This is a genomic window from Pseudomonas sp. DG56-2 (assembly GCF_004803755.1).
GTDB classification, from domain to species: domain Bacteria; phylum Pseudomonadota; class Gammaproteobacteria; order Pseudomonadales; family Pseudomonadaceae; genus Aquipseudomonas; species Aquipseudomonas auratipiscis.
The window spans coordinates 3,993,263-4,015,599 of the sequence record NZ_CP032311.1 but is presented as its reverse complement, the minus strand read 5'-3'; the positions used below and the strand labels follow the sequence as shown (position 1 = coordinate 4,015,599).

Below are 22,337 nucleotides of genomic sequence, written 5' to 3'. Positions count from 1 at the left end.
GGCGCTGCAATGCCGAGGTCATCTGAGTGATCTGGCGCTGGCTCTGACACCGGGGCTCCGTATAATGCGCGAGTCGCCACTTTAATTGGTTTTAACGGATTGGATATGACTGAACAGCAGCCGGTTGCAGTTCTGGGAGGCGGGAGTTTCGGTACCGCCGTGGCGAATCTGTTGGCGGAAAACGGCGTTGGCGTACGGCAATGGATGCGCGATCCGGAGCAGGCCGAGGCAATGCGTAATAACCGCGAGAACCCGCGCTACCTCAAGGGAGTGAAGATTCACCCAGGTGTCGAACCGGTCAACGACCTGCTGGCAACCCTTGAAGATTGCGAGCTGATCTTTGTCGCTCTGCCATCCAGCGCACTGCGTAGTGTGCTGGCGCCTCATGCCCAGCTGTTGCGTGGCAAGATGCTGGTGAGCCTGACCAAGGGCATCGAAGCACAAAGCTTCAAGTTGATGAGTCAGATCCTTGAAGAAATCGCTCCCCAGGCGCGCATTGGCGTGTTGTCCGGGCCAAACCTGGCCCGCGAAGTGGCTGAGCACGCCCTGACCGCGACGGTGGTGGCCAGTGAAGATGAAGTGCTTTGCCAGCGCGTGCAGGCAGTGCTGCACGGTCGTACCTTTCGCGTCTATGCCAGCAACGACCGCTTTGGTGTCGAGCTTGGTGGGGCGCTAAAAAACGTTTATGCAATTATTGCCGGTATGGCGGTGGCCCTGGGAATGGGGGAGAACACCAAAAGCATGCTGATCACTCGTGCCCTGGCAGAGATGACCCGCTTTGCCGTCAGTCAGGGTGCCAACCCCATGACCTTCCTTGGGCTTGCCGGTGTGGGCGATCTAATCGTTACCTGCTCATCGCCCAAGAGCCGCAACTATCAGGTCGGGCATGCGTTGGGCCAAGGTCTGAGCCTGGAAGAGGCGGTCAACCGTCTGGGCGAGGTAGCCGAAGGGGTCAATACGCTCAAGGTGCTCAAGGTCAAGGCACAGGAAGTCCAGGTCTACATGCCGTTGGTAGCGGGCTTGCACGCCATTCTTTTCGAGGGTCGCACGCTGAATCAGGTAGTTGAGTTGCTGATGCGCGGCGAGCCTAAAACCGATGTCGACTTCATCTCCACCAGCGGTTTCAACTGAGTACAGGAGCAAGACATGAACGAATCCCCGAACCAGGCCCAGCGCGAGTCGATTATCCTGCGGGTATTGTGGATGCTGGTGTTCCTGGTGGTCTGGCAGTTGGCCGAGCTGCTGCTTGGCGGCTTGGTACTGGTGCAGTTGATCTACCGCCTGATCTACGGTGCGCCCAGTGCCAGCCTGATGAACTTCGGCGACAGCCTCAGCCAGTTTTTGGCCCAGATCGGTCGTTTCGGCAGCTTTCACAGTGACCAGAAGCCGTGGCCATTCGCCGATTGGCCAACGCCGCGTGCCGCCGAAGGTGAGGCGGCGCACAGCGTACCGCCAGCAGCGCATCCGGTGCGCGACGAAGAGCCCAAGCTGTGAAGCTTTGGGTGTTGCGCCATGGCGAGGCTGAGCCGCGGGCCAACAGCGATGCACAGCGTCGTTTGACGGCCCACGGCCGAGAGCAGGTACTGCGCAGCGCTGCCACATTGCTGGGTCAGGAACTGCAGGTGATCCTCGCCAGCCCGTATGTTCGCGCCCAGCAGACGGCCGCACTGGTTCACGAAGCGCTTGGTTTTATCAAACCGGTGCAGACGGTGCCTTGGCTGACACCGGACAGCGACCCGCAGGAGGTGATCAGCGAGCTGGAAAAGCTGGACCTGCAGCAGGTTCTGCTGGTGAGCCACCAACCGCTGGTGAGTTGCCTGGTAGGGATGCTCGAACAGGGACATCGGCAAGGGCCGCCGATGTCTACAGCGAGTCTGGCAGCGCTTGAAGGCGAGTGGCCGCTGGCCGGATTGATGACCTTGCGCAGCCTTACTCATGCGTGAGCCCTGGGCCCGCTGTTCAGCGGGTTGCTGAGGGTTGCGGGGCGTATCAGGCCAATTTCGGTGGTTATTGACCTGATTGCCCTTGGCGATGGCTTTTCCGAACATTGCCCGTTGCCAACTGCTTACCGACAATGGAGCATCACTACACAACGGACAGGCGGTTATGTCGCAGCAGATATTTTTCGCCCATGCCAACGGTTTTCCTTCGGCGACCTACGGCAAGCTCTTCGATGCGCTTGCGCCTGACTACCAGGTGTTCCATCTACCACAACACGCTCACGATCCGCGCTTTCCGGTCGACGCGAACTGGCAGAATCTGGTCGATGAATTGCTCCATCACCTGGAGCAACAGCCACAACCGGTCTGGGGCGTAGGGCACTCCCTGGGCGGTGTGCTGCACTTGCATGCGGCACTGCGCTGCCCACACTACTACCGAGGTGTGGTCATGCTCGACTCGCCAGTCTTGACCAGGGTCGATCAATGGGTGTTGCAGGCGGCCAAGCGCATGGGCTTCATTGATCGCATCACACCCGCCGGGCGCACCCTGGGTCGCCGTGAGGCGTTTACCGACAAAGAAAGTGCCCGGGCGTACTTCTCTACCAAGTCCTTGTTTCGCCATTTCGATCCGGAATGTCTGGATGCGTATCTGGAACACGGCTTGCTGGCGTCCGAGGAAGGTTTGCGGCTGCGCTTCGATCCGGCCACCGAGATCAGTATCTACCGCAATATTCCCCATACCCGACCAGCACCGGCCAAGCACTTGAAGTTGCCACTGGCGATGGTGCGCGGCAGCAGTAGCCAGATCGTCAAGCGCCATCATGCTTTCGCTGTGCGCGGCCTGCCTCGAGGTGAGTACCACAGTTTGCCCGGTGGCCATATGTTCCCGCTGGAACGGCCCACGGACACCGCAAGCCTGATCAAAGGGCTGTTCGATCGTTGGCAACAAGGGGTGGTATGAGTTCGCACATCGAAGATATCCGTCTGAACCTGGGCCACATCGAACTGGCTGCACACCTGTCTGGTCCGGCTGACGGTGTTCCAGTGATCGCCTTGCATGGCTGGTTGGACAACGCCAACAGTTTCGCCCGCTTGGCGCCGAAGTTGTCAGGGCTTCGGATTCTGGCCCTGGACCTGGCCGGTCACGGCCATTCCGACCACCGGCCGCCCGGCGCCAGTTATGCCTTGTGGGATTACGCCCATGACGTCCTGCGGGTTGCCGAGCAGATGGGGTGGGAGCGTTTTGCCCTGCTTGGCCACTCGCTGGGGGCGATTGTTTCGGTTGTTCTGGCCGGTTCGCTGCCGGAGCGAATTACCCGATTGGCATTGATTGACGGCGTGATTCCACCCACCAGCGGTCCGCAGGATGCCGCGGAGCGTATGGGCATGGCATTACAGGCGCAGTTGCGTCTGGACACAAAGCGTAAAGCGGTGCACCCGACGCTCGATCAAGCAATCCAGGCGCGAATGAAAGGCCTGGTGGCGGTTAGTCGCGAAGCGGCGCAGTTGCTCGCCCAGCGCGGATTGATGCCGGTGCCGGGTGGTTATACCTGGCGCAGCGACAGTCGCCTGACCTTGCCATCGCCGACCCGCTTGAGTGAAGCCCAGGCGTTGAGCTTCGTGCGGCGTATTGTCTGTCCGACTACGCTGGTGGTGGCTGCTGACGGTATGCTGGCGCGGCATGAAGACTTGCTCGAGCAGCTACCCTTTGCTCGTGAGCTCTTGCCAGGTGGCCATCACTTGCACCTGAATGACGAAAATGGTGCAACCCTTGTTGCAGACTGTTTCAATCGCTTCTTTGGCATTTCTTGACTTGCGGCTGGCAACTGTCGACGCTTGACGGGTTGAACAGGGAGACAACCATGAACGAGCGAGACAATGTCACATCCAGTGACTACCCAGGAGTCCTATGCAGCGTGGCGTGCCTATGAGTTTCAAGTTCTGCATCCGCGCAATGATTGTCGGCGCGGGCATACTCTCCAGTGCGCCTCTTTTGGCTGAGGGGATGCCGGTACCCGTCGACGCCAAAGTGATTGACCAGCGTCCTGCTACCGAGCAAGAGCGCGTCTATCCAATGGGCAGCCTGCGTAAGATCAGCAATCAGCTACGCGTGGAAAGCAAGATCGAAAGCCGCGGCCAGGTCAGCTCTGTCACCTACGAGCTGCCCCGAGAGCGCAGCGCCACCGAAGCTTTCACTGCGGCACGCGAGGCCCTGCAGAAAGATGGCGGCTACCCGTTGTTCTGGTGCCAGGCTCGTGACTGTGGTGAAAACAGCCTTTGGGCCAACGAAGTATTCAAGAGCAGGCTGCTGTCAGGCTCGGATGAGCAGCAGGCGTTCATTTTGCTGCGCCGCTCCGCCGAACAAAACAATACGCTGATCGCGTTGTATAGCGTTACTCGTGGCAACAAACGCGCGTACCTGCACGTGGAGGAGTTCGTTGCTCAGGCGCCGCTCGGCGAGCTGTTGCCAACACCGGCTACCGTTCTGCGCGAACTGCGAGACACCGGCAAGCTCGACTACCCTGATCTTGTTGGTGAGCCGTTACCGGCGTGGGTGAACTTGCTTGGACGCAGTTTGAACCTTGACAGCACCTTGCGCGTTAGCCTGAGCGGCACCGAGGCTGAAGCCTGGCGCGAGCAATTGGGCAAGGCTGGCGTACGTCTGGCCAGGTTGGAAGTGGGTGACGCCAAGACCGACGGCTTCCATGTCGAACTGATTCGTTAAGCGAGAACAGCATGCTCAATAATGACCGCCTGCTGGTGCAGATTATCCTGCTGGGTCTGCTTGGCGCTGGCCTGTGGGTGATGGCGCCGTTCATGTCGGCGTTGCTGTGGGGTGCCATACTGGCGTTTGCCAGCTGGCCGTTGATGCGTTTGCTGACTCGGTTGTTGGGCGGTCGTGAAACCTTGGCGGCCGGCCTGCTGACCACCTTGTGGATACTGCTGGTGGCTTTGCCTCTGGTCTGGTTGGGGTTCAACCTGGCCGATCACATACGTGATGCAACCAACTTTGTGCGCGATGTGCAGGTTGAAGGCTTTCCCGATGCACCTGACTGGCTGGGCGGTGTGCCGCTGGTGGGGGAACGCCTGGTTCGTATGTGGGATACCCTCGATCAACAGGGCGCCGCTTTGCTGGCTTCGATCAAGCCCTATCTGGGGCAGGTCGGAAACTGGTTACTGGCCCGCAGCGCACAGATCGGCAGCGGCATGCTTGAGTTGACCTTGAGCTTGGTGTTCGTGTTCTTTTTCTATCGTGATGGCCCGCGATTGTCGGCGTTCGTGCTGCGTTTGCTTGATCGGCTCATTGGCGAACGTGCCGAGTACTACCTTGACTTGGTTGCCGGCACTGTCCAGCGAGTGGTCAATGGAGTGATTGGTACGGCGGCAGCTCAGGCGGTCCTGGCGGTCATAGGCTTTTTGATCGCTGGTGTGCCGGGAGCGCTGGTGCTGGGCATCGTTACCTTCATGCTCAGCCTGATCCCCATGGGGCCGCCACTGGCGTGGATACCGGCTACGGCCTGGCTGGCCTGGCAGGGTGAGTACGGCATGGCAGTGTTCCTCGGAATTTGGGGCACGTTCATCATCAGTGGCGTCGACAACGTACTCAAGCCGTACTTGATCAGTCGCGGTGGCAACTTGCCGCTGGTGATCGTGTTGCTGGGCGTGTTTGGCGGTTTGCTGGCGTTCGGCTTTATCGGCCTGTTCATTGGTCCGACGCTGCTTGCGGTCGCTTACAGCCTGTTGCTTGACTGGTCACGCAGCGCACCGGTGGCACCGCCACGCACATGAGGCCTGGCGCTGGATCAGGGTTGTGCCCCGGAGTTCTTGACCACCGCCAATTCCGGGTGGGCCACCAGCTTGTCGATGTGCAACTCGTCGTTGTTCATCCAGGTTTCGGTGAGTACCCGGTAATGCTCCATGTCGCGGCAACGCATGCGCAGGCTGTAGTCAAAGTGGCCACTGATCAACTGGCAGTCGAGCACCTGAGGGCAGGCGCGCATACAGGCTTCAAATGCCTTCTGAGCCGAGCGCCCGCTTTGGTTCGATAGGGCCACTAGCACCAGCAGGGACAAGCCGGGCGATATCCGTTGCTCATCGATGATTGCGCTGTAGCCGCGAATGACGCCGCGCCGTTCCAGCTTGCGTACGCGTTCGAGGCAGGGGCGAGGGGTAAGGTGGACCAGCGAGGATAGTTTCTCGTAGGTGATACGCCCGTTGTGGCGCAATACCTCGATAATGGCTTCGTCGATCCGATCCAGGGGTGGCTCGGCGTGGGGGGGGTTAACCTTGGTATCCATACAGGTTCGGCTTCATTTCAAACAATGGGTGAGCATGAATATGGTACGACCTTCCATGGTCGGCGTCTGTATCGTATCGAGCAGCCGAACCTGAACGGATTCAGGCAATTTTCTTTGTGGCATTTGCCAGGGGTTGGTGCAGCAGGGCGAACAGGTTCTTTGGGTCGTCCAGCTCTGGTACCAGGGCGATATCCCGACCGATGTTCAGCGCTTTGGCGGTATCCAGTACATAGCGCAGGGCCGAGTAGTCCTCCAGGGCAAAGCCTACCGAGTCGAACAGCGTTACCTGTTCGGCATACTCGCGGCCCGCCGCCTGGCCATTGACCACTTGCCAGAATTCGGTGGTCGGCGAATCGGCAGGCATCTGCTGAATCTCGCCCTCGATGCGGCTTTGTGGTTCGTACTCAACGATCACGCGTGCGCGTTCGACGATATCGCGGTGCAGTTCGGTCTTGCCCGGGCAGTCCCCACCTACGGCATTGAGGTGCATCCCGGGTTCGATCATCTCTGGCGTCAGAATGGTTGCATAGGCTTTGTCAGCAGTGACCGTGGTGACGATATCGGCACCGCGCACGGCTTCGGCCACAGACCCTGCGATGGACACCCGTAGCTGCGCAAAGGCACTGAGATTGGCGACCAATTTGGCGCTGGCCTTGGGGTCCAGGTCATACAGGCAAATTTCTTCGATGCCCAGCAAGGTATGGAATGCAAGTGCCTGGAATTCACTTTGAGAGCCGTTGCCAATAAGTGCCATGCGTCGGCTTTGCGGGCGGGCCAGGTAGCGCGCGACCAAGGCGGAGGTAGCGGCGGTGCGAATGGCTGTGGTCAGGGTCATTTCGCTGAGCAGCACCGGGGCGCCGGTATCGACATCGCCGAGGGCGCCAAAAGCCATGACCGTGAGCATGCCGCGCTGGGTGTTTTTGGGGTGGCCATTGACGTACTTGAAGGCGTACAGGCTGTTGTCGGATACCGGCATCAGTTCGATCACGCCATCGGGCGAATGGTTGGCCAGGCGAGGGCATTTCTCGAAATCGTGCCAGCGCAGGTAGTCCTCACGGATGTACTCGGCCATTTCGCTGATGCAGGTACCCAGTCCCTTACGGGCGACCAAGTGGCTGAGGTCAGTGATATCGATATAGCGGGTCATGATGAGCTCCTTTGTTATTTGCACCGAGGCACGCAGCTGGGGCTGGTATGCCTATTGTCGATGTGTCAAGGGAGCTATCTCGGCTGAAACACGCTGGGCGTCCAGCCGGTTATGCTGAAATATGTTGTTTGGCAGCGGAATCGGCTGTCAGTGGCAGTAGCGTTGCAGAGCGATTTATCAGAGCCAGGGAAACTGACGCATCACCCGCAGCTCGATTATTCAGGCACAAAAAAACGGCACCTTCGCAGGTGCCGTTTTGCATTGCCAGATCAGACCTTACTTGTGCAGCTCTTGTGCTGCATACAAGGTGTTCTCCAGCAGGCAGGCCCGAGTCATCGGCCCGACACCCCCTGGAACCGGGGTGATCCAGCCGGCGCGGGGCAGAGCGGTCTCATAGACTACGTCGCCGACCAGCTTGCCATCTTCCTGACGGTTGATACCGACGTCGATGACAATGGCGCCTTCCTTGATCCACTCACCTTTGACCAGGCCCGGCTTGCCAGCGGCAACCACTACCAGGTCGGCGCGGCCGACATGGCCTGCCAGGTCCTTGGTGAAACGGTGGGTGACGGTAACGGTGCAGCCAGCCAGCAGCAGCTCCATCGCCATTGGCCGACCGACAATGTTCGAGGCGCCGACAATCACGGCGTTCATGCCATACAGGTCCTGCCCGGTGCTTTCCAGCAGGGCCATGATGCCTTTGGGCGTGCACGGGCGCAGCAGCGGGATGCGCTGGGCCAGGCGGCCAACGTTATAAGGATGGAAACCATCGACATCCTTGTCCGGGCGAATGCGCTCGAGCAGCAGCGATGCATCCAGGTGTGCGGGCAGTGGCAATTGCAGGAGGATACCGTCGATGCTCTCATCATCATTGAGGCGATCGATCAGGTCGGTCAGGGCCTGCTGGGTGGTCTCGCTCGGCAGGTCGAATGCCTCGGAGATAAAACCGACCTCTTCGCAGTCTTTACGCTTATGCGATACATAGACTTGTGAAGCGGGGTCGGTGCCGACCAGGATCACCGCCAGGCCTGGAGTACGCAGGCCTTGCTGGCGACGCTCCACAACACGTTGGGCGATCTGCTGGCGCAGGCTGGCGGCGATCGCCTTGCCGTCAATAAGGTGTGCAGTCATGACGCGTGATTAACCATCGAGAGGGAATAAAAAGAGCGCGCATTCTCGCATGAAGGGGGCTGAGGGCAAAGGCGCTTGGTCCGGGTATTCCCCTAAGCCCTTAAATAAAATGAATTTTTTTTAAAAAAGAGTTGACGACCTAACCACTCGTCTATAACATTCGTCGCACTTGTCGGGCAGAGCCTAGCACTGGTTAGCAAGGTCAGGCAGAATGAGCGGATTTGGTAGCTTGTTCGGTACGGCTAAAAGTTAATTTGTAATCGTAACAGAAAGCAGATTAAATATGCGCCCGTAGCTCAGCTGGATAGAGCATCCGCCTTCTAAGCGGATGGTCGCAGGTTCGAGTCCTGCCGGGTGCGCCAATAGGCAGCTTAGGCACAAGTAAAGCGGTAAATGCAATATGGTGGGCGTAGCTCAGTTGGTAGAGCACAGGATTGTGACTCCTGTTGTCGTGGGTTCGATCCCCATCGTCCACCCCATATTCCAGAAGGCGCCCGATGAAAATCTGGCGCCTTTGCTTTAAAAGCTTCATGCGGACGTGGTGAAATTGGTAGACACACTGGATTTAGGTTCCAGCGGCGCAAGCTGTAAGAGTTCGAGTCTCTTCGTCCGCACCATCTAAGCGTCTGTTTCTAGAGGCGTTTCCCAGAAAGTCCAGAGAATTGGATCGTTTTGGGAATACTTTGGAAATCAGCGAACGAAAAGGGCAGCCTTAATGGCTGCCCTTTGTCGTTTCTGGTGCTCAGGTTTCAGGGCTATTGCGCATGTTCGAGCATGCCGATCCTGTCCGGACTGTCCTGTTGACTCAATTCGCCTCAGCGCTTGCGGATTATTGCCGTTGATATCCCCTGACGGTTTGCCTGAGGGTGTGCCGGACAATTTCTACTACCTGGCGCGGTCGTGCATTCCTGTGCACTGGTGACAAGGGGTCAAAAGCTGATAGATTTCAGCCGGTTGAGGCCGTGATTGACGGCAAGGTAGCGAGGACAGCGTCATGATTTCAAAAGAGCGCCAGGACAACGCGTTGCAGCGTTTCGCCGAAGCCAATCCGCAGCTACTCGAAGAAATTGCCGGGTTAAGTGCACGCGAGCAACATCAGCAGATTGAGTGGGCCTTCGAAGATGCTGCGCAGGAGCAGGGGCTGGAGCCTTGGGAATTAACCCTGCAGCTGATTGCCGGGTCCGAGGCAGAGCTTAAGAGCATGCGCCTGGACGTGCATCGGCAGGTAGCTGAAGCGCTGGGTATGGAGTGGGGCGAGTATTGCAGTATCAACGAGATCGATGATTCGGCGCCCTGAGCGGACGGGCTCGATCATGTAGTTTTTTGATAAGTATTTCTGGCTGCTTGGAGTCGGGTGCGTTATCTCGATCAGGAGAGGCGTCCAGGCCTTGAGCAGCGGGTCTTGAGGGTCCTCGGGCAAGGATTTTGCCGGGGTCTGTAAATGAAAAGGACCGGTGTACTTTCCCGTCGTCTTGAACGGGGTGACTTCTGGTCTTTGAGCCACTAGAATGTTTGCCCTTGATTCTGGAGTCGGGTATCGCCGGCTAACGTCTGTGCAACGAGGAATATCCATGCAAGTTTCTGTTGAAAATACTTCTGCTCTCGAGCGCCGCATGACCATCGCCGTTCCGGCAGAGCGCGTCGAGAACGAAGTCAACAAGCGTCTGCAACAGACTGCCCGTCGCGCCAAGGTTGCAGGCTTCCGTCCTGGCAAAGTGCCGATGAGCGTGATCCGTCAGCGTTATGAAGATGCTGCCCGTCAGGAAGCCTTCGGCGACCTGGTCCAGGCTTCTTTCTACGAAGCTGTGGTCGAGCAGAAGCTGAACCCGGCTGGCGCCCCTGCCGTTGAGCCAAAGTCGTTCGAGAAAGGTGGTGACCTGGAGTACGTCGCTATTTTCGAAGTATTCCCTGAGTTCACCGTTGCCGGTTTCGATTCGATTGCTGTCGAGCGCCTGAGCGCCGAAGTCACTGACGCCGACCTGGACAACATGCTGGAAGTCCTGCGCAAGCAGAACGTTCGTTTCGAAGTCGCAGATCGTGCTGCTCAGAACGAAGATCAGCTGAACATCGATTTCGTCGGCAAGGTCGACGGTGAAGCCTTCGCCGGTGGTTCGGCCCAGGGCACCCAGCTGGTTCTGGGTTCCGGCCGTATGATCCCAGGCTTCGAAGAAGGTCTGGTTGGCGCCAAGGCTGGTGAAGAACGCGTTCTGAACCTGACTTTCCCTGAGGATTACCAGAACCTGGACCTGGCTGGCAAAACCGCCGAGTTCACCGTAACTGTCAACAGTGTTTCCGAGCCTAAACTGCCAGAACTGACCGAAGAGTTCTTCGCCCAGTTCGGTATCAAGGAAACCGGCATTGATGGTTTCCGCGCCGAAGTTCGCAAGAACATGGAGCGTGAACTGCGCCAGGCCATCAAAACCAAGGTCAAGAATCAGGTAATGGACGGCTTGGTAGCTGCCAACCCGATCGAAGTACCTAAGGCGCTGCTGGAAAACGAAGTCAATCGCCTGCGCGTACAAGCTGTTCAGCAGTTCGGTGGCAATATCAAGCCTGAGCAACTGCCGGCCGAGCTGTTCGAAGAGCAAGCCAAGCGTCGCGTAGTGCTGGGTCTGATCGTCGCTGAAGTGGTCAAGCAGAACGACCTGAAGCCAGACGAAGCCCGCGTTCGGGAAATGATCCAGGAAATGGCTTCGGCTTACCAAGAGCCTGAGCAGGTCGTGGCTTGGTACTACAAGAACGACCAGCAACTGAACGAAGTTCGTTCGGTTGTGCTGGAAGAACAAGTTGTGGATACTGTTCTGCAGAAAGCGACTGTGACCGATAAATCGGTCTCGTACGAAGAAGCAATCAAGCCAGTGCAGGCTCCTGCCGCTGACTGATTTCCTTCTCGCGTAGGAAAACACCACAAGCCAGCTTTCGAGCTGGCTTGTGCGTATTCAAGACATGACTATTTGGGAGTGAGTGCAGGACATGTCCCGCAATTCTTATTATCAGCAGAGCTCTGACATCCAGGCCGCAGGCGGCCTGGTCCCGATGGTTATCGAGCAATCCGCTCGTGGTGAGCGTGCCTATGACATCTACTCGCGCCTTCTGAAGGAACGAGTGATCTTCCTGGTCGGCCCGGTAGAGGACTACATGGCCAACCTGATCGCGGCGCAATTGCTGTTCCTTGAAGCGGAAAACCCGGACAAGGATATCCATCTTTACATCAACTCACCGGGCGGTTCGGTAACTGCGGGCATGTCGATCTACGACACCATGCAGTTCATCAAGCCGGATGTTTCCACCGTGTGCATCGGCCAGGCTTGCTCCATGGGCGCCTTCCTGCTTGCTGCCGGTGCCCAGGGCAAGCGTCACTGCCTGCCGAATTCGCGTGTGATGATTCACCAGCCACTGGGTGGTTTCCAGGGGCAGGCGACGGACATCGAAATCCACGCCAAGGAAATCCTCTCCATCAAGTCGCGGTTGAACGAGTTGCTGGCCTTCCACACTGGCCAGGACCTTGAAACCATCAAGCGTGATACCGAACGCGACAACTTCATGAGCGCGCAACGTGCTGCCGAGTACGGCCTGATCGACTCGGTACACGACAAGCGGCAAATGGCTGTCTGATAAGGCAATAAAGCAGGTGGTTGGGTTTTCCCGCCACCTGTGGGCTTGAAAAAGCCCGCAATAGCCTTCATCTTGTGTTGCAAGCCTACCGGATTGGATCGATCGAATGACTGACACCCGTAACGGCGAGGACAACGGCAAATTGCTCTATTGCTCCTTCTGCGGCAAAAGCCAGCATGAAGTGCGCAAGTTGATTGCCGGCCCCTCGGTATTTATTTGCGACGAGTGCGTCGACCTGTGCAACGACATCATCCGCGAGGAGGTGCAGGAAGCCCAGGCCGAAAGCAGTGCGCATAAACTGCCTTCGCCGAAAGAAATCAGCACCATCCTGGATCAGTATGTCATTGGTCAGGAGCGTGCGAAAAAGGTACTGGCGGTAGCGGTGTACAACCACTACAAGCGCCTGAACCAACGCGACAAGAAGAACGACGATGTCGAGCTCGGCAAGAGTAACATCCTGCTGATCGGTCCGACGGGCTCGGGTAAAACCCTGCTCGCCGAAACCCTCGCGCGTCTGTTGAATGTACCGTTCACCATCGCCGATGCCACCACCCTGACCGAAGCCGGTTATGTGGGGGAAGACGTTGAGAACATCATTCAGAAACTGCTGCAGAAGTGCGACTACGACGTGGAAAAGGCCCAGATGGGCATTGTCTACATCGACGAAATCGACAAGATTTCGCGCAAGTCGGACAACCCATCGATCACCCGTGATGTTTCGGGCGAAGGTGTGCAGCAAGCGCTGCTCAAGCTGATCGAAGGCACGGTTGCCTCGGTACCGCCGCAAGGTGGCCGCAAGCATCCGCAGCAAGAATTCCTGCAGGTCGATACGCGTAACATCCTGTTTATCTGTGGCGGTGCGTTCTCGGGCCTTGAAAAGGTCATTCAGGGTCGCTCCACCCGCGGTGGTATCGGTTTTGGTGCCGAAGTACGCAGCAAGCAGGAAGGCAAGAAGGTCGGCGAGTCGCTGCGTGAGGTCGAGCCTGACGATCTGGTCAAGTTCGGTCTGATTCCCGAATTCGTTGGCCGCCTGCCGGTACTGGCGACGCTTGACGAGCTCGACGAAGCTGCCTTGATGCAGATTCTGACCGAGCCGAAAAACGCGCTCACCAAGCAGTATGCCAAGCTGTTCGAGATGGAAGGTGTGGATCTGGAGTTCCGTAGCGATGCGCTCAAGTCCGTAGCCCGCAAGGCCCTGGAGCGCAAAACCGGTGCCCGTGGCCTGCGCTCGATTCTCGAAGGCATCCTGCTCGATACCATGTATGAAATTCCTTCGCAGAAGGATGTCAGCAAGGTGGTGATCGATGAGAGCGTCATCGATGGTTCTTCGCAGCCGCTGCTGATCTACGAGAACAGCGAGCCGCAAGCCAAAGCTGCACCAGACGTCTGAGTCGCCCATCGGCTCGAATTTGCAAGGGGCCTTCGGGCCCCTTTGCTTTTCCTGTCGTAGAGCTTGTTTTTTTGCGGGGCTGCCCCCACATTAAACCCACGCTCAAATTCCACCGGTTTCCGGCCACCAGGCCGCTGTAGAGGCGAAATCATGAAGACCACCCTCGACTTGCCTCTTTTGCCATTGCGCGACGTTGTTGTCTATCCGCATATGGTCATCCCACTGTTCGTGGGGCGCGAGAAGTCCATCGAAGCCCTTGAGGCCGCAATGACGGGCGAAAAGCAGATTCTTCTGCTGGCCCAAAAGAATCCCGCAGACGACGATCCAGGCGAAGATGCCTTGTATCGCGTCGGTACCATTGCCACTGTTCTGCAACTGCTGAAACTGCCTGATGGCACCGTAAAGGTGCTGGTTGAGGGTGAGCAGCGCGGTGCAGTTGAGCGTTTCATCGAAGTCGACGGCCATATTCGTGCCGAAGTTTCCTTGATCGACGAGTCGCAGACCGCTGAGCGCGAGTCGGAAGTCTTCGTTCGTAGCTTGTTGTCACAATTTGAACAGTACGTTCAATTGGGTAAGAAAGTTCCGGCTGAAGTGCTTTCGTCGCTCAATAGCATCGATGAGCCCGGACGCCTGGTCGACACCATGGCCGCCCACATGGCGTTGAAGATCGAGCAGAAGCAGGAAATTCTCGAGATTCTCGATCTGACCACCCGTGTCGAGCATGTCATGGCGTTGTTGGATGCTGAAATCGATCTGCTGCAGGTCGAGAAACGCATCCGTGGGCGGGTCAAGAAGCAAATGGAGCGCAGTCAGCGCGAGTACTATCTGAATGAGCAGATGAAAGCCATTCAGAAAGAGCTCGGCGACAGCGAAGAAGGCCACAACGAAGTCGAAGAACTGAAAAAGCGTCTCGATGCGGCTGGCCTGCCTAAGGACGCCTACGCCAAGGCTCAGGCCGAGCTGAATAAGCTCAAGCAGATGTCACCGATGTCTGCTGAAGCCACCGTGGTGCGCTCTTATCTGGATTGGTTGGTGCAAGTGCCGTGGAAGGCCCAGAGCAAGGTACGCCTGGACCTGGCCAAGGCTGAAGAAATCCTCGATGCCGACCACTACGGCCTGGAAGAGGTCAAGGAACGCATCCTTGAGTACCTCGCCGTGCAGAAGCGGGTCAAGAAGATCCGTGGTCCGGTGTTGTGCCTGGTCGGGCCTCCCGGTGTAGGTAAAACTTCCCTGGCCGAGTCGATTGCCAGTGCCACCAACCGCAAGTTTGTGCGCATGGCCCTTGGCGGTGTCCGTGACGAAGCCGAGATTCGTGGTCACCGGCGTACCTACATTGGCTCGATGCCTGGCCGCCTGATCCAGAAGATGACCAAGGTAGGGGTGCGCAACCCGCTGTTCCTGCTCGACGAAATCGACAAAATGGGCAGCGACATGCGTGGCGACCCGGCCTCGGCACTGCTTGAGGTGCTTGATCCCGAGCAGAACCACAACTTCAACGATCACTATCTGGAAGTCGACTACGATCTTTCCGATGTGATGTTCCTCTGCACCTCCAACTCGATGAACATCCCGCCAGCATTGCTGGACCGGATGGAAGTCATCCGTCTGCCGGGCTACACCGAAGACGAGAAGATCAACATCGCAGTCAAGTACCTCACGCCCAAGCAGATCAAGGCCAATGGCCTGAAGAAAGGTGAGCTGGACGTCGACGTCAGTGCAATTCGAGACATCATTCGCTACTACACCCGTGAAGCGGGTGTGCGGGGCCTCGAGCGTCAAATCGCCAAGATCTGCCGCAAGGTGGTCAAGGAGCATGCGGGGGTCAAGCAAGTGGCCGTAAAGGTCACTGGCGAGCAGTTGGAGCATTTCCTTGGGGTGCGCAAGTTCCGTTATGGTCTGGCAGAGCAGCAGGATCAAGTGGGGCAGGTTACTGGTCTGGCCTGGACTCAGGTCGGCGGTGAACTGTTGACCATTGAAGCGGCGGTGATTCCGGGCAAGGGCCAGTTGATCAAGACCGGCTCGCTGGGCGATGTCATGGTCGAATCGATCACGGCTGCGCAGACTGTAGTTCGCAGCCGGGCGAAAAGCCTGGGTATTCCAGCGGACTTCCACGAGAAGCGTGACACCCACATCCACATGCCTGAAGGTGCAACGCCCAAGGATGGTCCAAGTGCCGGTGTTGGCATGTGTACCGCCCTGGTGTCGGCGTTGACGCAGATTCCGGTACGTGCCGATGTGGCCATGACCGGTGAAATTACACTGCGTGGACAGGTGCTTGCTATTGGCGGTCTGAAGGAGAAACTCCTGGCCGCTCACCGTGGTGGAATCAAGACGGTGATCATTCCTGAAGAGAATGTGCGCGATTTGAAGGAAATTCCTGAGAATATTAAGCAGGATCTTCAGATTAAACCGGTCAAATGGATTGACGAAGTCCTCCAAATTGCGCTGCAATACGCCCCGGAGCCCTTACCAGATGTGGCTCCAGAGATTGTCGCCAAGGATGAAAAGCGCGACAGCGATTCCAAGGAACGAATTAGCACGCATTAGTACGTATTTGGCTGGGGGGCTTTCTTGACGGTATTTTCAGGCCCTTGTTATAAAGCGGCGCTTATGCGTCATTAGGCCACCCAGCGCTTGTTTTGCTTTTCATTACATACTTAGAAACAAACTCAATAGAGATAAGGGGACTTAGAGTGAACAAGTCGGAACTGATTGACGCTATCGCCGCTTCTGCTGACATCCCGAAAGCTGTTGCTGGCCGTGCGCTGGACGCAGTAATCGAATCCGTCACCGGCGCCCTGAAGGCAGGTGACTCCGTGGTACTGGTAGGTTTCGGTACCTTCTCCGTAACCGATCGTCCAGCTCGCACCGGCCGCAACCCGCAAACCGGCAAGACTCTGGAAATCCCTGCTGCCAAGAAGCCAGGCTTCAAGGCTGGCAAGGCACTGAAAGAAGCCGTCAACTAAGACCCTTCCTTCAGGCTCACGCCTAACCGAGCCGGGCTCAAGCCTGGCTTGGCTGCCGGATATCAGGAATCGTTGAAAAGTACCTGTTGTCTGGCCGGTTACGAGAAGGCGCATCTCCGGATGCGCCTTTCTTCTATCAGGAATCTACCCACGCTCCACGGTTGTTTCATTCAGTACAACCGTTTCTGGGGGACGCATGCTGCAGAATATCAGGGACAATTCACAAGGTTGGATTGCCAAGACCATCATCGGTGTCATCGTAGCCTTGATGGCACTGACCGGCTTCGATGCCATCTTCCAGGCCACCACCCACAGCCAGGACGCTGCCAAGGTCAATGGTGAAACCATTAGCCAGAACGAACTGAGCCAGGCCGTCGACATGCAACGTCGGCAGTTGATGCAACAGTTGGGCAAGGACTTCGATCCATCGCTGCTCGATGACAAAATGCTGCGTGAAGCGGCGCTCAAAGGTCTGATCGACCGTAAACTGCTGCTTCAGGGCGCACACGACGCCAAGTTTGCTTTCTCCGAAGCTGCCCTTGATCAACTGATCTTGCAGACGCCTGAGTTCCAGGTTGACGGCAAGTTCAGCCCCGAGCGTTTCGATCAGGTGATTCGTCAGATGGGCTACGGCCGTCTGCAATTCCGCGAAATGCTGGCTCAGGAAATGCTCATCGGCCAACTGCGTGCTGGCCTGGCTGGCAGTGGTTTCGTCACCGATGACCAGGTCAATGCTTTCGCCCGTCTGGAAAAGCAGACACGTGATTTCGCTTCGCTGACTTTCAAGGCCGACCCGGCTGCGGTCAAGGTCACCGACGAGCAGATCAAGGCGCATTACGATGAACACGCCAAAGAGTTCATGAGCCCGGATCAAGTCGTAATTGACTATATCGAGCTGAAGAAATCGGCGTTCTTCGATCAGGTCACTGTCAACGAAGACGAACTCAAAGCACTGTATGAAAAGGAAATCGCCAACCTGGCGGAGCAGCGCCATGCTGCGCACATCCTTATCGAAGTGAATGACAAGGTGAACGAAGCCCAGGCAAAAGCGAAGATCGAAGAGATCCAGCAGCGCCTGTCCAAAGGTGAAGACTTTGCCACATTGGCCAAGGAATTCTCCCAGGACCCAGGTTCGGCCAATAACGGCGGCGATTTGGGTTACGCAGGTCAGGGGGTCTACGACCCAGCGTTCGAGGAAGCGCTGTATGCGCTGAACAAAGACCAGGTTTCGGCCCCGGTGCGTACCGACTACGGCTTCCACCTGATCAAGCTGCTGGGCGTGGAAGCGCCAGAGGTGCCGAGCTTTGCCAGTTTGAAGGACAAACTGACGCGTGAGCTGAAAACCCAGCAGGTCGAGCAGCGTTTCGTTGAAGTCACCAAGCAACTCGAAGACTCGGCCTTCGAAGCGTCCGATCTGGCCCAGCCAGCTCAGGAGCTCGGCCTGAAGGTGCACACCGCACCGGCGTTCGGCCGTGAGGGTGGCGACGGTATCACTGCCAATCGTGCCGTGATCCAGGCAGCCTTCAGCGCTGAAGTGCTGGAAGAAGGTGCCAATAGCACCGCCATCGAACTGGATCCGGAAACCATCGTGGTGCTGCGGGTCAAAGAGCACCTCAAGCCCGAGCAGTTGAGTCTGGAAGTGGTCTCCGACAGTATCCGCAAGCACCTGGCCAAAGAGCAGGCGACTGCAGCCTTGAAGACCAAGGCAGATGCACTGATTGCCGGTCTGCGTGACGGTAGCATCGCCATGGATGCAGCGCAGGACGGTCAGAGCTGGAAGGTTCAGGAAGCGGTTTCGCGTAGCCAGGAAGGTATCGATCCGGCCGAGTTGCAGGCAGTGTTCCGTATGAGCAAGCCTGAGGCCAAGGACAAGCCGGTCTATGGCAGCGTCGTACTCAACGATGGCAGCCTGGTTGTATTGCGCCTCAACGGCGTCAACGAAGGTGCGGCGGCCACCGATGAAGAGAAGTCGGCCTATCGCCGCTTCCTCGCTTCACGTGCTGGTCAGCAGGACTTTGCGGCTTACCGTAAACAGTTGGAAGCCAAGGCGGACATTACTCGCTACTGAGTGATCCACGCTTGAAACAGAAAAGGCCGCTCACGCGGCCTTTTCTGTTTTTCGACGCCGATCTCAGCTCAGCTGTTCCTGCGCGGTAGCCGGTGCCAGGAATGCCGCTTCAAGCAATTGCCGGGTATAGGCATGTTGCGGTGCAGCGAAAATCTCCGCAGCTTCGCCTTGTTCCACCACCTTGCCTTGTTTGACCACCATCAGTTGATGGCTCAGCGCCTTGACCACTGCCAGGTCATGGCTGATGAACAGGTAGGTGAGGTTGTATTTGCTTTGCAATGAGCGCAGTAACTCCACCACCTGGCGTTGCACTGTACGGTCCAGCGCTGAGGTGGGTTCATCGAGTAGGATCAATGCTGGCTTCAACACTAGGGCTCGAGCGATGGCAATGCGCTGGCGCTGGCCGCCAGAAAACTCATGGGGGTAGCGGTGGCGGGCCTGAGGGTCCAGGCCGACTTCCTCAAGTGCAGCGATGATTGCCTGTTCCTGTTCTGCCGCTGTGCCGATGCGGTGGATGCGCAACCCTTCACCGACGATATCGCTCACGCACATACGCGGACTGAGGCTGCCAAACGGGTCCTGGAAGACCACTTGCATCTGTCGACGCAATGGCCGCACCTGCTGTTGACTCAGGCCGTCCAAAGCAGTGCCCTGGAAGCGAATGGCGCCTTGACTGCCGAGCAGGCGCAGAATCGCCAGGCCCAAGGTGGATTTACCCGAGCCACTTTCGCCCACGATGCCCAGGGTCTGTCCTTGGGGCAGGCTGAAGTTAATGCCGTCCACCGCCTTGACGTGATCGACGGTGCGTCGCAGCAGCCCCTTTTTGATCGGGAACCACACGCGTAGATCGTCCACTTCAAGCATCGGTTTGCCTGGCGGATTGTCGGCGGGACCGCCGCTGGGTTCGGCACCCAGGAGCATCTGCGTGTACGGGTGTTGCGGGCTGTGGAATAACGTTGCGCAGTCGGCCTGCTCGACGATGCTGCCGCGCTGCATCACACACACGCGATGAGCAATACGCTTGACCAGGTTGAGGTCGTGGCTGATCAGCAGCATGGCCATTCCCAGGCGCGCCTGCAGTGACTTGAGCAACTCGAGAATCTTCAGCTGTACCGTGACGTCGAGGGCCGTGGTGGGTTCGTCGGCAATCAGCAGTTCAGGTTCATTGGCCAAGGCCATGGCGATCATTACACGCTGGCGCTGACCTCCTGAGAGCTCGTGTGGGAGGGCCTTGAGGCGTTTGCGTGGATCAGGGATGCCGACCAACTCAAGCAGCTCCAGCGTGCGCTCAGTGGCCTCCTTGCCCTTGAGGCCCTTGTGCAGCAGGAGTATCTCGTTAATTTGCTTTTCGATTGTGTGCAGCGGGTTGAGCGAGGTCATCGGCTCCTGGAAGATCATCGCGATGCGATTGCCACGGATATGGCGCATCTGCTTTTCATCCAGGGTCATCAGGTCGCGCCCTTCGTAGCGGATGCTGCCGCTGGGATGGCGCGCCAGCGGGTAGGGCAGCAGCCGCAGGATCGAGTGCGCGGTTACCGATTTGCCCGAACCGCTTTCGCCGACCAATGCCAGGGTTTCGCCGCGGCGGATGTCGAAACTGATGCCTTCGACTACCCGCTGAGTTTGCTCGCCACTTACAAACTCCACGGCCAGGTCACGCACTTCGATCAAGGTTTCGTTGCTCATTTCATTTCCTCGGGTCGAAGGCATCGCGAGCGGACTCGCCGATGAACACCAGCAGGCTGAGCATCAAGGCGAGTACGGCGAAAGCACTCATGCCCAGCCACGGGGCCTGCAGATTGGATTTGCCCTGGGCCACCAATTCACCCAGCGACGGTGCGCCTGGGGGCAGGCCGAAGCCGAGGAAGTCCAGTGCTGTCAGGGTGCCGATCGCACCAGTGAGAATGAATGGCATGAAGGTCATGGTCGAGATCATGGCGTTCGGCAGAATGTGCCGGTACATGATTGCGCCGTTCTGCATGCCTAGCGCCCGGGCGGCTCGAACGTACTCGAGGTTGCGTCCACGCAGGAATTCGGCGCGCACCACATCCACCAGGCTCATCCACGAAAACAGCAACATTATCCCCAGTAGCCACCAGAAGTTTGGCTGCACGAAGCTGGCGAGGATGATCAGCAGATACAGCACCGGGAGTCCCGACCAGATCTCCAGGAAGCGCTGCCCGAGCAGATCGACCCAACCGCCGTAGAAACCCTGCAGGGCGCCGGCGATCACGCCGATGATCGAGCTGAGAATGGTCAGGGTCAGGGCGAACAGCACTGATATGCGGAATCCGTAGATTACCCGTGCCAGCACATCGCGCCCCTGATCGTCGGTGCCCAGCCAGTTCTGCGCCGAAGGCGGTGCGGGCGCAGGGACCTTGAGGTCGTAGTTGATGCTCTGGTAGCTGAATGGAATCGGTGCCCACAGTACCCAGCTGTCCTTGGCGGCCAGTAATTCACGGATGTACGGGCTCTTGTAATTGGCCTCAAGTGGAAACTCGCCGCCGAAGGTGGTTTCCGGGTAGCGCTTGAGTGCCGGGAAATACCATTCGCCGTCGTAACGCACGGCAAGAGGTTTGTCGTTGGCGATCAGTTCGGCGCCCAGGCTCAAGCCGAACAGGATCAGAAATAGCCACAGCGACCACCAGCCTCGGCGGTTGGCCTTGAAGCGCTCGAAACGCCGGCGATTGAGAGGGGACAAATTCATCTCAGTGCTCCCGGCTGTCAAAGTCGATTCGAGGGTCGACAAGGGTGTAGGTCAGGTCACCGATCAGTTTCACTACCAGGCCGAGCAGAGTGAAAATGAACAAGGTGCCGAAGACGACCGGGTAGTCGCGATTGATCGCTGCTTCAAAACTCATCAGGCCCAGCCCGTCGAGTGAAAAGATCACCTCGATCAGCAGTGAGCCGGTGAAGAAAATGCCGATGAAGGCCGAGGGAAAGCCTGCGATCACCAGCAGCATGGCGTTGCGGAACACATGGCCGTAAAGCACCCGGTTCGGGCTCAGTCCCTTGGCTTTGGCAGTCACTACATACTGCTTGTTGATTTCGTCCAGGAAGCTGTTCTTGGTCAGCAGTGTCATGGTGGCGAAGTTGCCGATCACCAAGGCTGTGACAGGCAGGACCAAGTGCCAGAAGTAGTCGAGTATCTTGCCGCCAGTGCTCAGTTCATCGAAGTTGTTCGAGGTCAGGCCGCGCAACGGAAACCAGTCGAGGTAGCTGCCGCCAGCGAACAGCACAATCAGCAGGATCGCGAATAGGAACGCCGGGATTGCATAGCCGATGATGATCGCCGAACTGGTCCATACATCGAAGTGACTGCCATGCCGTGTGGCTTTGGCAATCCCCAGCGGGATGGACACCAAATACATGATCAAAGTGCTCCATAGGCCCAGGGATATCGAGACCGGCATCTTCTCGACAATCAGGTCGATCACCTTGGCATCGCGAAAAAAACTGTCGCCGAAATCCAGGTGGGCGTAGTTCTTGATCATGATCCACAAGCGTTCCGGCGCCGACTTGTCGAAGCCGTACATCTTTTCGATTTCCTGGATCAGTGCCGGGTCGAGCCCTTGTGCACCCCGGTAGTTGGAGCCGGCTACCGAAACCTCGGCACCGCCCCCGGCGATACGGCTGGTTGCGCCCTCGAAGCCCTCGAGCTTGGCGATCATTTGCTCGACAGGACCACCGGGCGCAGCCTGGATGATGATGAAGTTGATGATCAGGATGCCCAGCAAGGTCGGCACGATCAGCAGCAAGCGTCGAAAAATATAGGCCAGCAT

General features: G+C 57.8%; 20 protein-coding genes and 3 tRNA genes. 17 read left to right on the top strand and 6 right to left on the bottom strand.

The window, feature by feature from the left end:
* Window positions 1-105 precede the first annotated feature (105 nt).
* The 7 genes from D3Z90_RS18390 (at window position 106) to D3Z90_RS18360 (ending at window position 5,729) form a co-directional block, all read left to right on the top strand.
* A complete protein-coding gene (locus D3Z90_RS18390) occupies window positions 106-1,131 on the top strand; it encodes an NAD(P)H-dependent glycerol-3-phosphate dehydrogenase (RefSeq protein WP_136477369.1) in 1,026 nt (341 codons plus the stop codon).
* A 15-nt stretch (window positions 1,132-1,146) separates the two neighbouring features.
* Window positions 1,147-1,494, top strand: coding sequence for a DUF4389 domain-containing protein (locus D3Z90_RS18385; RefSeq protein WP_136477368.1), 348 nt, complete (start codon window positions 1,147-1,149; stop codon window positions 1,492-1,494).
* Window positions 1,491-1,943 carry a phosphohistidine phosphatase SixA gene (gene sixA, locus D3Z90_RS18380; protein ID WP_136477367.1) on the top strand — a complete coding sequence of 151 codons (453 nt, stop codon included), beginning with the start codon at window positions 1,491-1,493 and terminating at the stop codon, window positions 1,941-1,943. The genes D3Z90_RS18385 and sixA overlap by 4 nt, the downstream gene beginning before the upstream one ends.
* A 163-nt stretch (window positions 1,944-2,106) precedes the next feature.
* Window positions 2,107-2,901, top strand: coding sequence for an alpha/beta fold hydrolase (locus D3Z90_RS18375; protein WP_136477366.1), 795 nt, complete (start codon window positions 2,107-2,109; stop codon window positions 2,899-2,901).
* On the top strand, window positions 2,898-3,752 hold the full coding sequence (locus D3Z90_RS18370) for an alpha/beta hydrolase (RefSeq protein ID WP_136477365.1): 855 nt from the start codon (window positions 2,898-2,900) through the stop codon (window positions 3,750-3,752). The genes D3Z90_RS18375 and D3Z90_RS18370 overlap by 4 nt, the downstream gene beginning before the upstream one ends.
* Window positions 3,753-3,867: 115 nt before the next feature.
* Window positions 3,868-4,665: a DUF4892 domain-containing protein gene (locus D3Z90_RS18365; protein ID WP_136477364.1), complete on the top strand. Its 798-nt coding sequence runs from the start codon at window positions 3,868-3,870 to the stop codon at window positions 4,663-4,665.
* A gap of 11 nt (window positions 4,666-4,676) precedes the next feature.
* Window positions 4,677-5,729 (top strand): AI-2E family transporter, encoded by a 1,053-nt coding sequence (locus tag D3Z90_RS18360; protein WP_136477363.1) that lies wholly within the window; start codon window positions 4,677-4,679, stop codon window positions 5,727-5,729.
* A 14-nt stretch (window positions 5,730-5,743) separates the two neighbouring features.
* Here D3Z90_RS18360 and D3Z90_RS18355 read toward each other — a convergent pair whose 3' ends face one another.
* The 3 genes from D3Z90_RS18355 to folD all read right to left on the bottom strand — a co-directional run bounded on the left by D3Z90_RS18355 (window position 5,744) and on the right by folD (window position 8,516).
* Window positions 5,744-6,238, bottom strand: a complete 495-nt coding sequence (locus tag D3Z90_RS18355; protein ID WP_136477362.1) for an Lrp/AsnC family transcriptional regulator — start codon at window positions 6,236-6,238, stop codon at window positions 5,744-5,746.
* A gap of 100 nt (window positions 6,239-6,338) precedes the next feature.
* Complete coding sequence (locus D3Z90_RS18350) at window positions 6,339-7,385, bottom strand: ornithine cyclodeaminase (RefSeq protein WP_136477361.1); 1,047 nt, start codon at window positions 7,383-7,385, stop codon at window positions 6,339-6,341.
* A 276-nt stretch (window positions 7,386-7,661) separates the two neighbouring features.
* The gene (gene folD, locus D3Z90_RS18345; protein WP_136477360.1) at window positions 7,662-8,516 is read right to left on the bottom strand and encodes a bifunctional methylenetetrahydrofolate dehydrogenase/methenyltetrahydrofolate cyclohydrolase FolD; all 855 of its coding nucleotides are present in this window, start codon (window positions 8,514-8,516) and stop codon (window positions 7,662-7,664) included.
* A 285-nt stretch (window positions 8,517-8,801) separates the two neighbouring features.
* Here folD and D3Z90_RS18340 point away from each other — a divergent pair.
* The 10 genes from D3Z90_RS18340 to D3Z90_RS18295 all read left to right on the top strand — a co-directional run bounded on the left by D3Z90_RS18340 (window position 8,802) and on the right by D3Z90_RS18295 (window position 18,555).
* Window positions 8,802-8,878: transfer RNA gene (locus D3Z90_RS18340), tRNA-Arg, on the top strand.
* A gap of 41 nt (window positions 8,879-8,919) precedes the next feature.
* A tRNA-His gene (locus D3Z90_RS18335) sits at window positions 8,920-8,995 on the top strand.
* 53 nt (window positions 8,996-9,048) lie between these two features.
* A tRNA-Leu gene (locus tag D3Z90_RS18330) sits at window positions 9,049-9,133 on the top strand.
* Between the two features lie 377 nt (window positions 9,134-9,510).
* The gene (locus tag D3Z90_RS18325) at window positions 9,511-9,813 is read left to right on the top strand and encodes a DUF6388 family protein (RefSeq protein WP_136477359.1); all 303 of its coding nucleotides are present in this window, start codon (window positions 9,511-9,513) and stop codon (window positions 9,811-9,813) included.
* Window positions 9,814-10,087: 274 nt separating this feature from the next.
* Window positions 10,088-11,398 carry a trigger factor gene (gene tig / locus D3Z90_RS18320; RefSeq protein WP_136477358.1) on the top strand — a complete coding sequence of 437 codons (1,311 nt, stop codon included), beginning with the start codon at window positions 10,088-10,090 and terminating at the stop codon, window positions 11,396-11,398.
* Window positions 11,399-11,489: 91 nt separating this feature from the next.
* Window positions 11,490-12,131, top strand: coding sequence for an ATP-dependent Clp endopeptidase proteolytic subunit ClpP (clpP, locus tag D3Z90_RS18315; RefSeq protein ID WP_136477357.1), 642 nt, complete (start codon window positions 11,490-11,492; stop codon window positions 12,129-12,131).
* A gap of 106 nt (window positions 12,132-12,237) precedes the next feature.
* Window positions 12,238-13,521: an ATP-dependent Clp protease ATP-binding subunit ClpX gene (clpX, locus tag D3Z90_RS18310; protein WP_136477356.1), complete on the top strand. Its 1,284-nt coding sequence runs from the start codon at window positions 12,238-12,240 to the stop codon at window positions 13,519-13,521.
* A 150-nt stretch (window positions 13,522-13,671) separates the two neighbouring features.
* Window positions 13,672-16,068: an endopeptidase La gene (gene lon, locus D3Z90_RS18305; protein WP_136477355.1), complete on the top strand. Its 2,397-nt coding sequence runs from the start codon at window positions 13,672-13,674 to the stop codon at window positions 16,066-16,068.
* A gap of 146 nt (window positions 16,069-16,214) precedes the next feature.
* Window positions 16,215-16,487 (top strand): HU family DNA-binding protein, encoded by a 273-nt coding sequence (locus tag D3Z90_RS18300; protein ID WP_038613039.1) that lies wholly within the window; start codon window positions 16,215-16,217, stop codon window positions 16,485-16,487.
* Between the two features lie 196 nt (window positions 16,488-16,683).
* Window positions 16,684-18,555: a SurA N-terminal domain-containing protein gene (locus tag D3Z90_RS18295; RefSeq protein WP_136477354.1), complete on the top strand. Its 1,872-nt coding sequence runs from the start codon at window positions 16,684-16,686 to the stop codon at window positions 18,553-18,555.
* 63 nt (window positions 18,556-18,618) lie between these two features.
* Here the strand turns inward: D3Z90_RS18295 and D3Z90_RS18290 are convergent, their stop codons facing one another.
* From D3Z90_RS18290 to D3Z90_RS18280, 3 genes are read right to left on the bottom strand one after another with little or no spacing between them, the layout of a single operon-like run.
* Window positions 18,619-20,241 carry an ABC transporter ATP-binding protein gene (locus D3Z90_RS18290; protein ID WP_136477353.1) on the bottom strand — a complete coding sequence of 541 codons (1,623 nt, stop codon included), beginning with the start codon at window positions 20,239-20,241 and terminating at the stop codon, window positions 18,619-18,621.
* Between the two features lies 1 nt (window position 20,242).
* Entirely contained in the window at window positions 20,243-21,262 is a 1,020-nt protein-coding gene (locus tag D3Z90_RS18285) for an ABC transporter permease (RefSeq protein WP_136477352.1), read from the bottom strand.
* A gap of 1 nt (window position 21,263) precedes the next feature.
* On the bottom strand, window positions 21,264-22,337 hold the full coding sequence (locus D3Z90_RS18280; protein ID WP_136477351.1) for a microcin C ABC transporter permease YejB: 1,074 nt from the start codon (window positions 22,335-22,337) through the stop codon (window positions 21,264-21,266).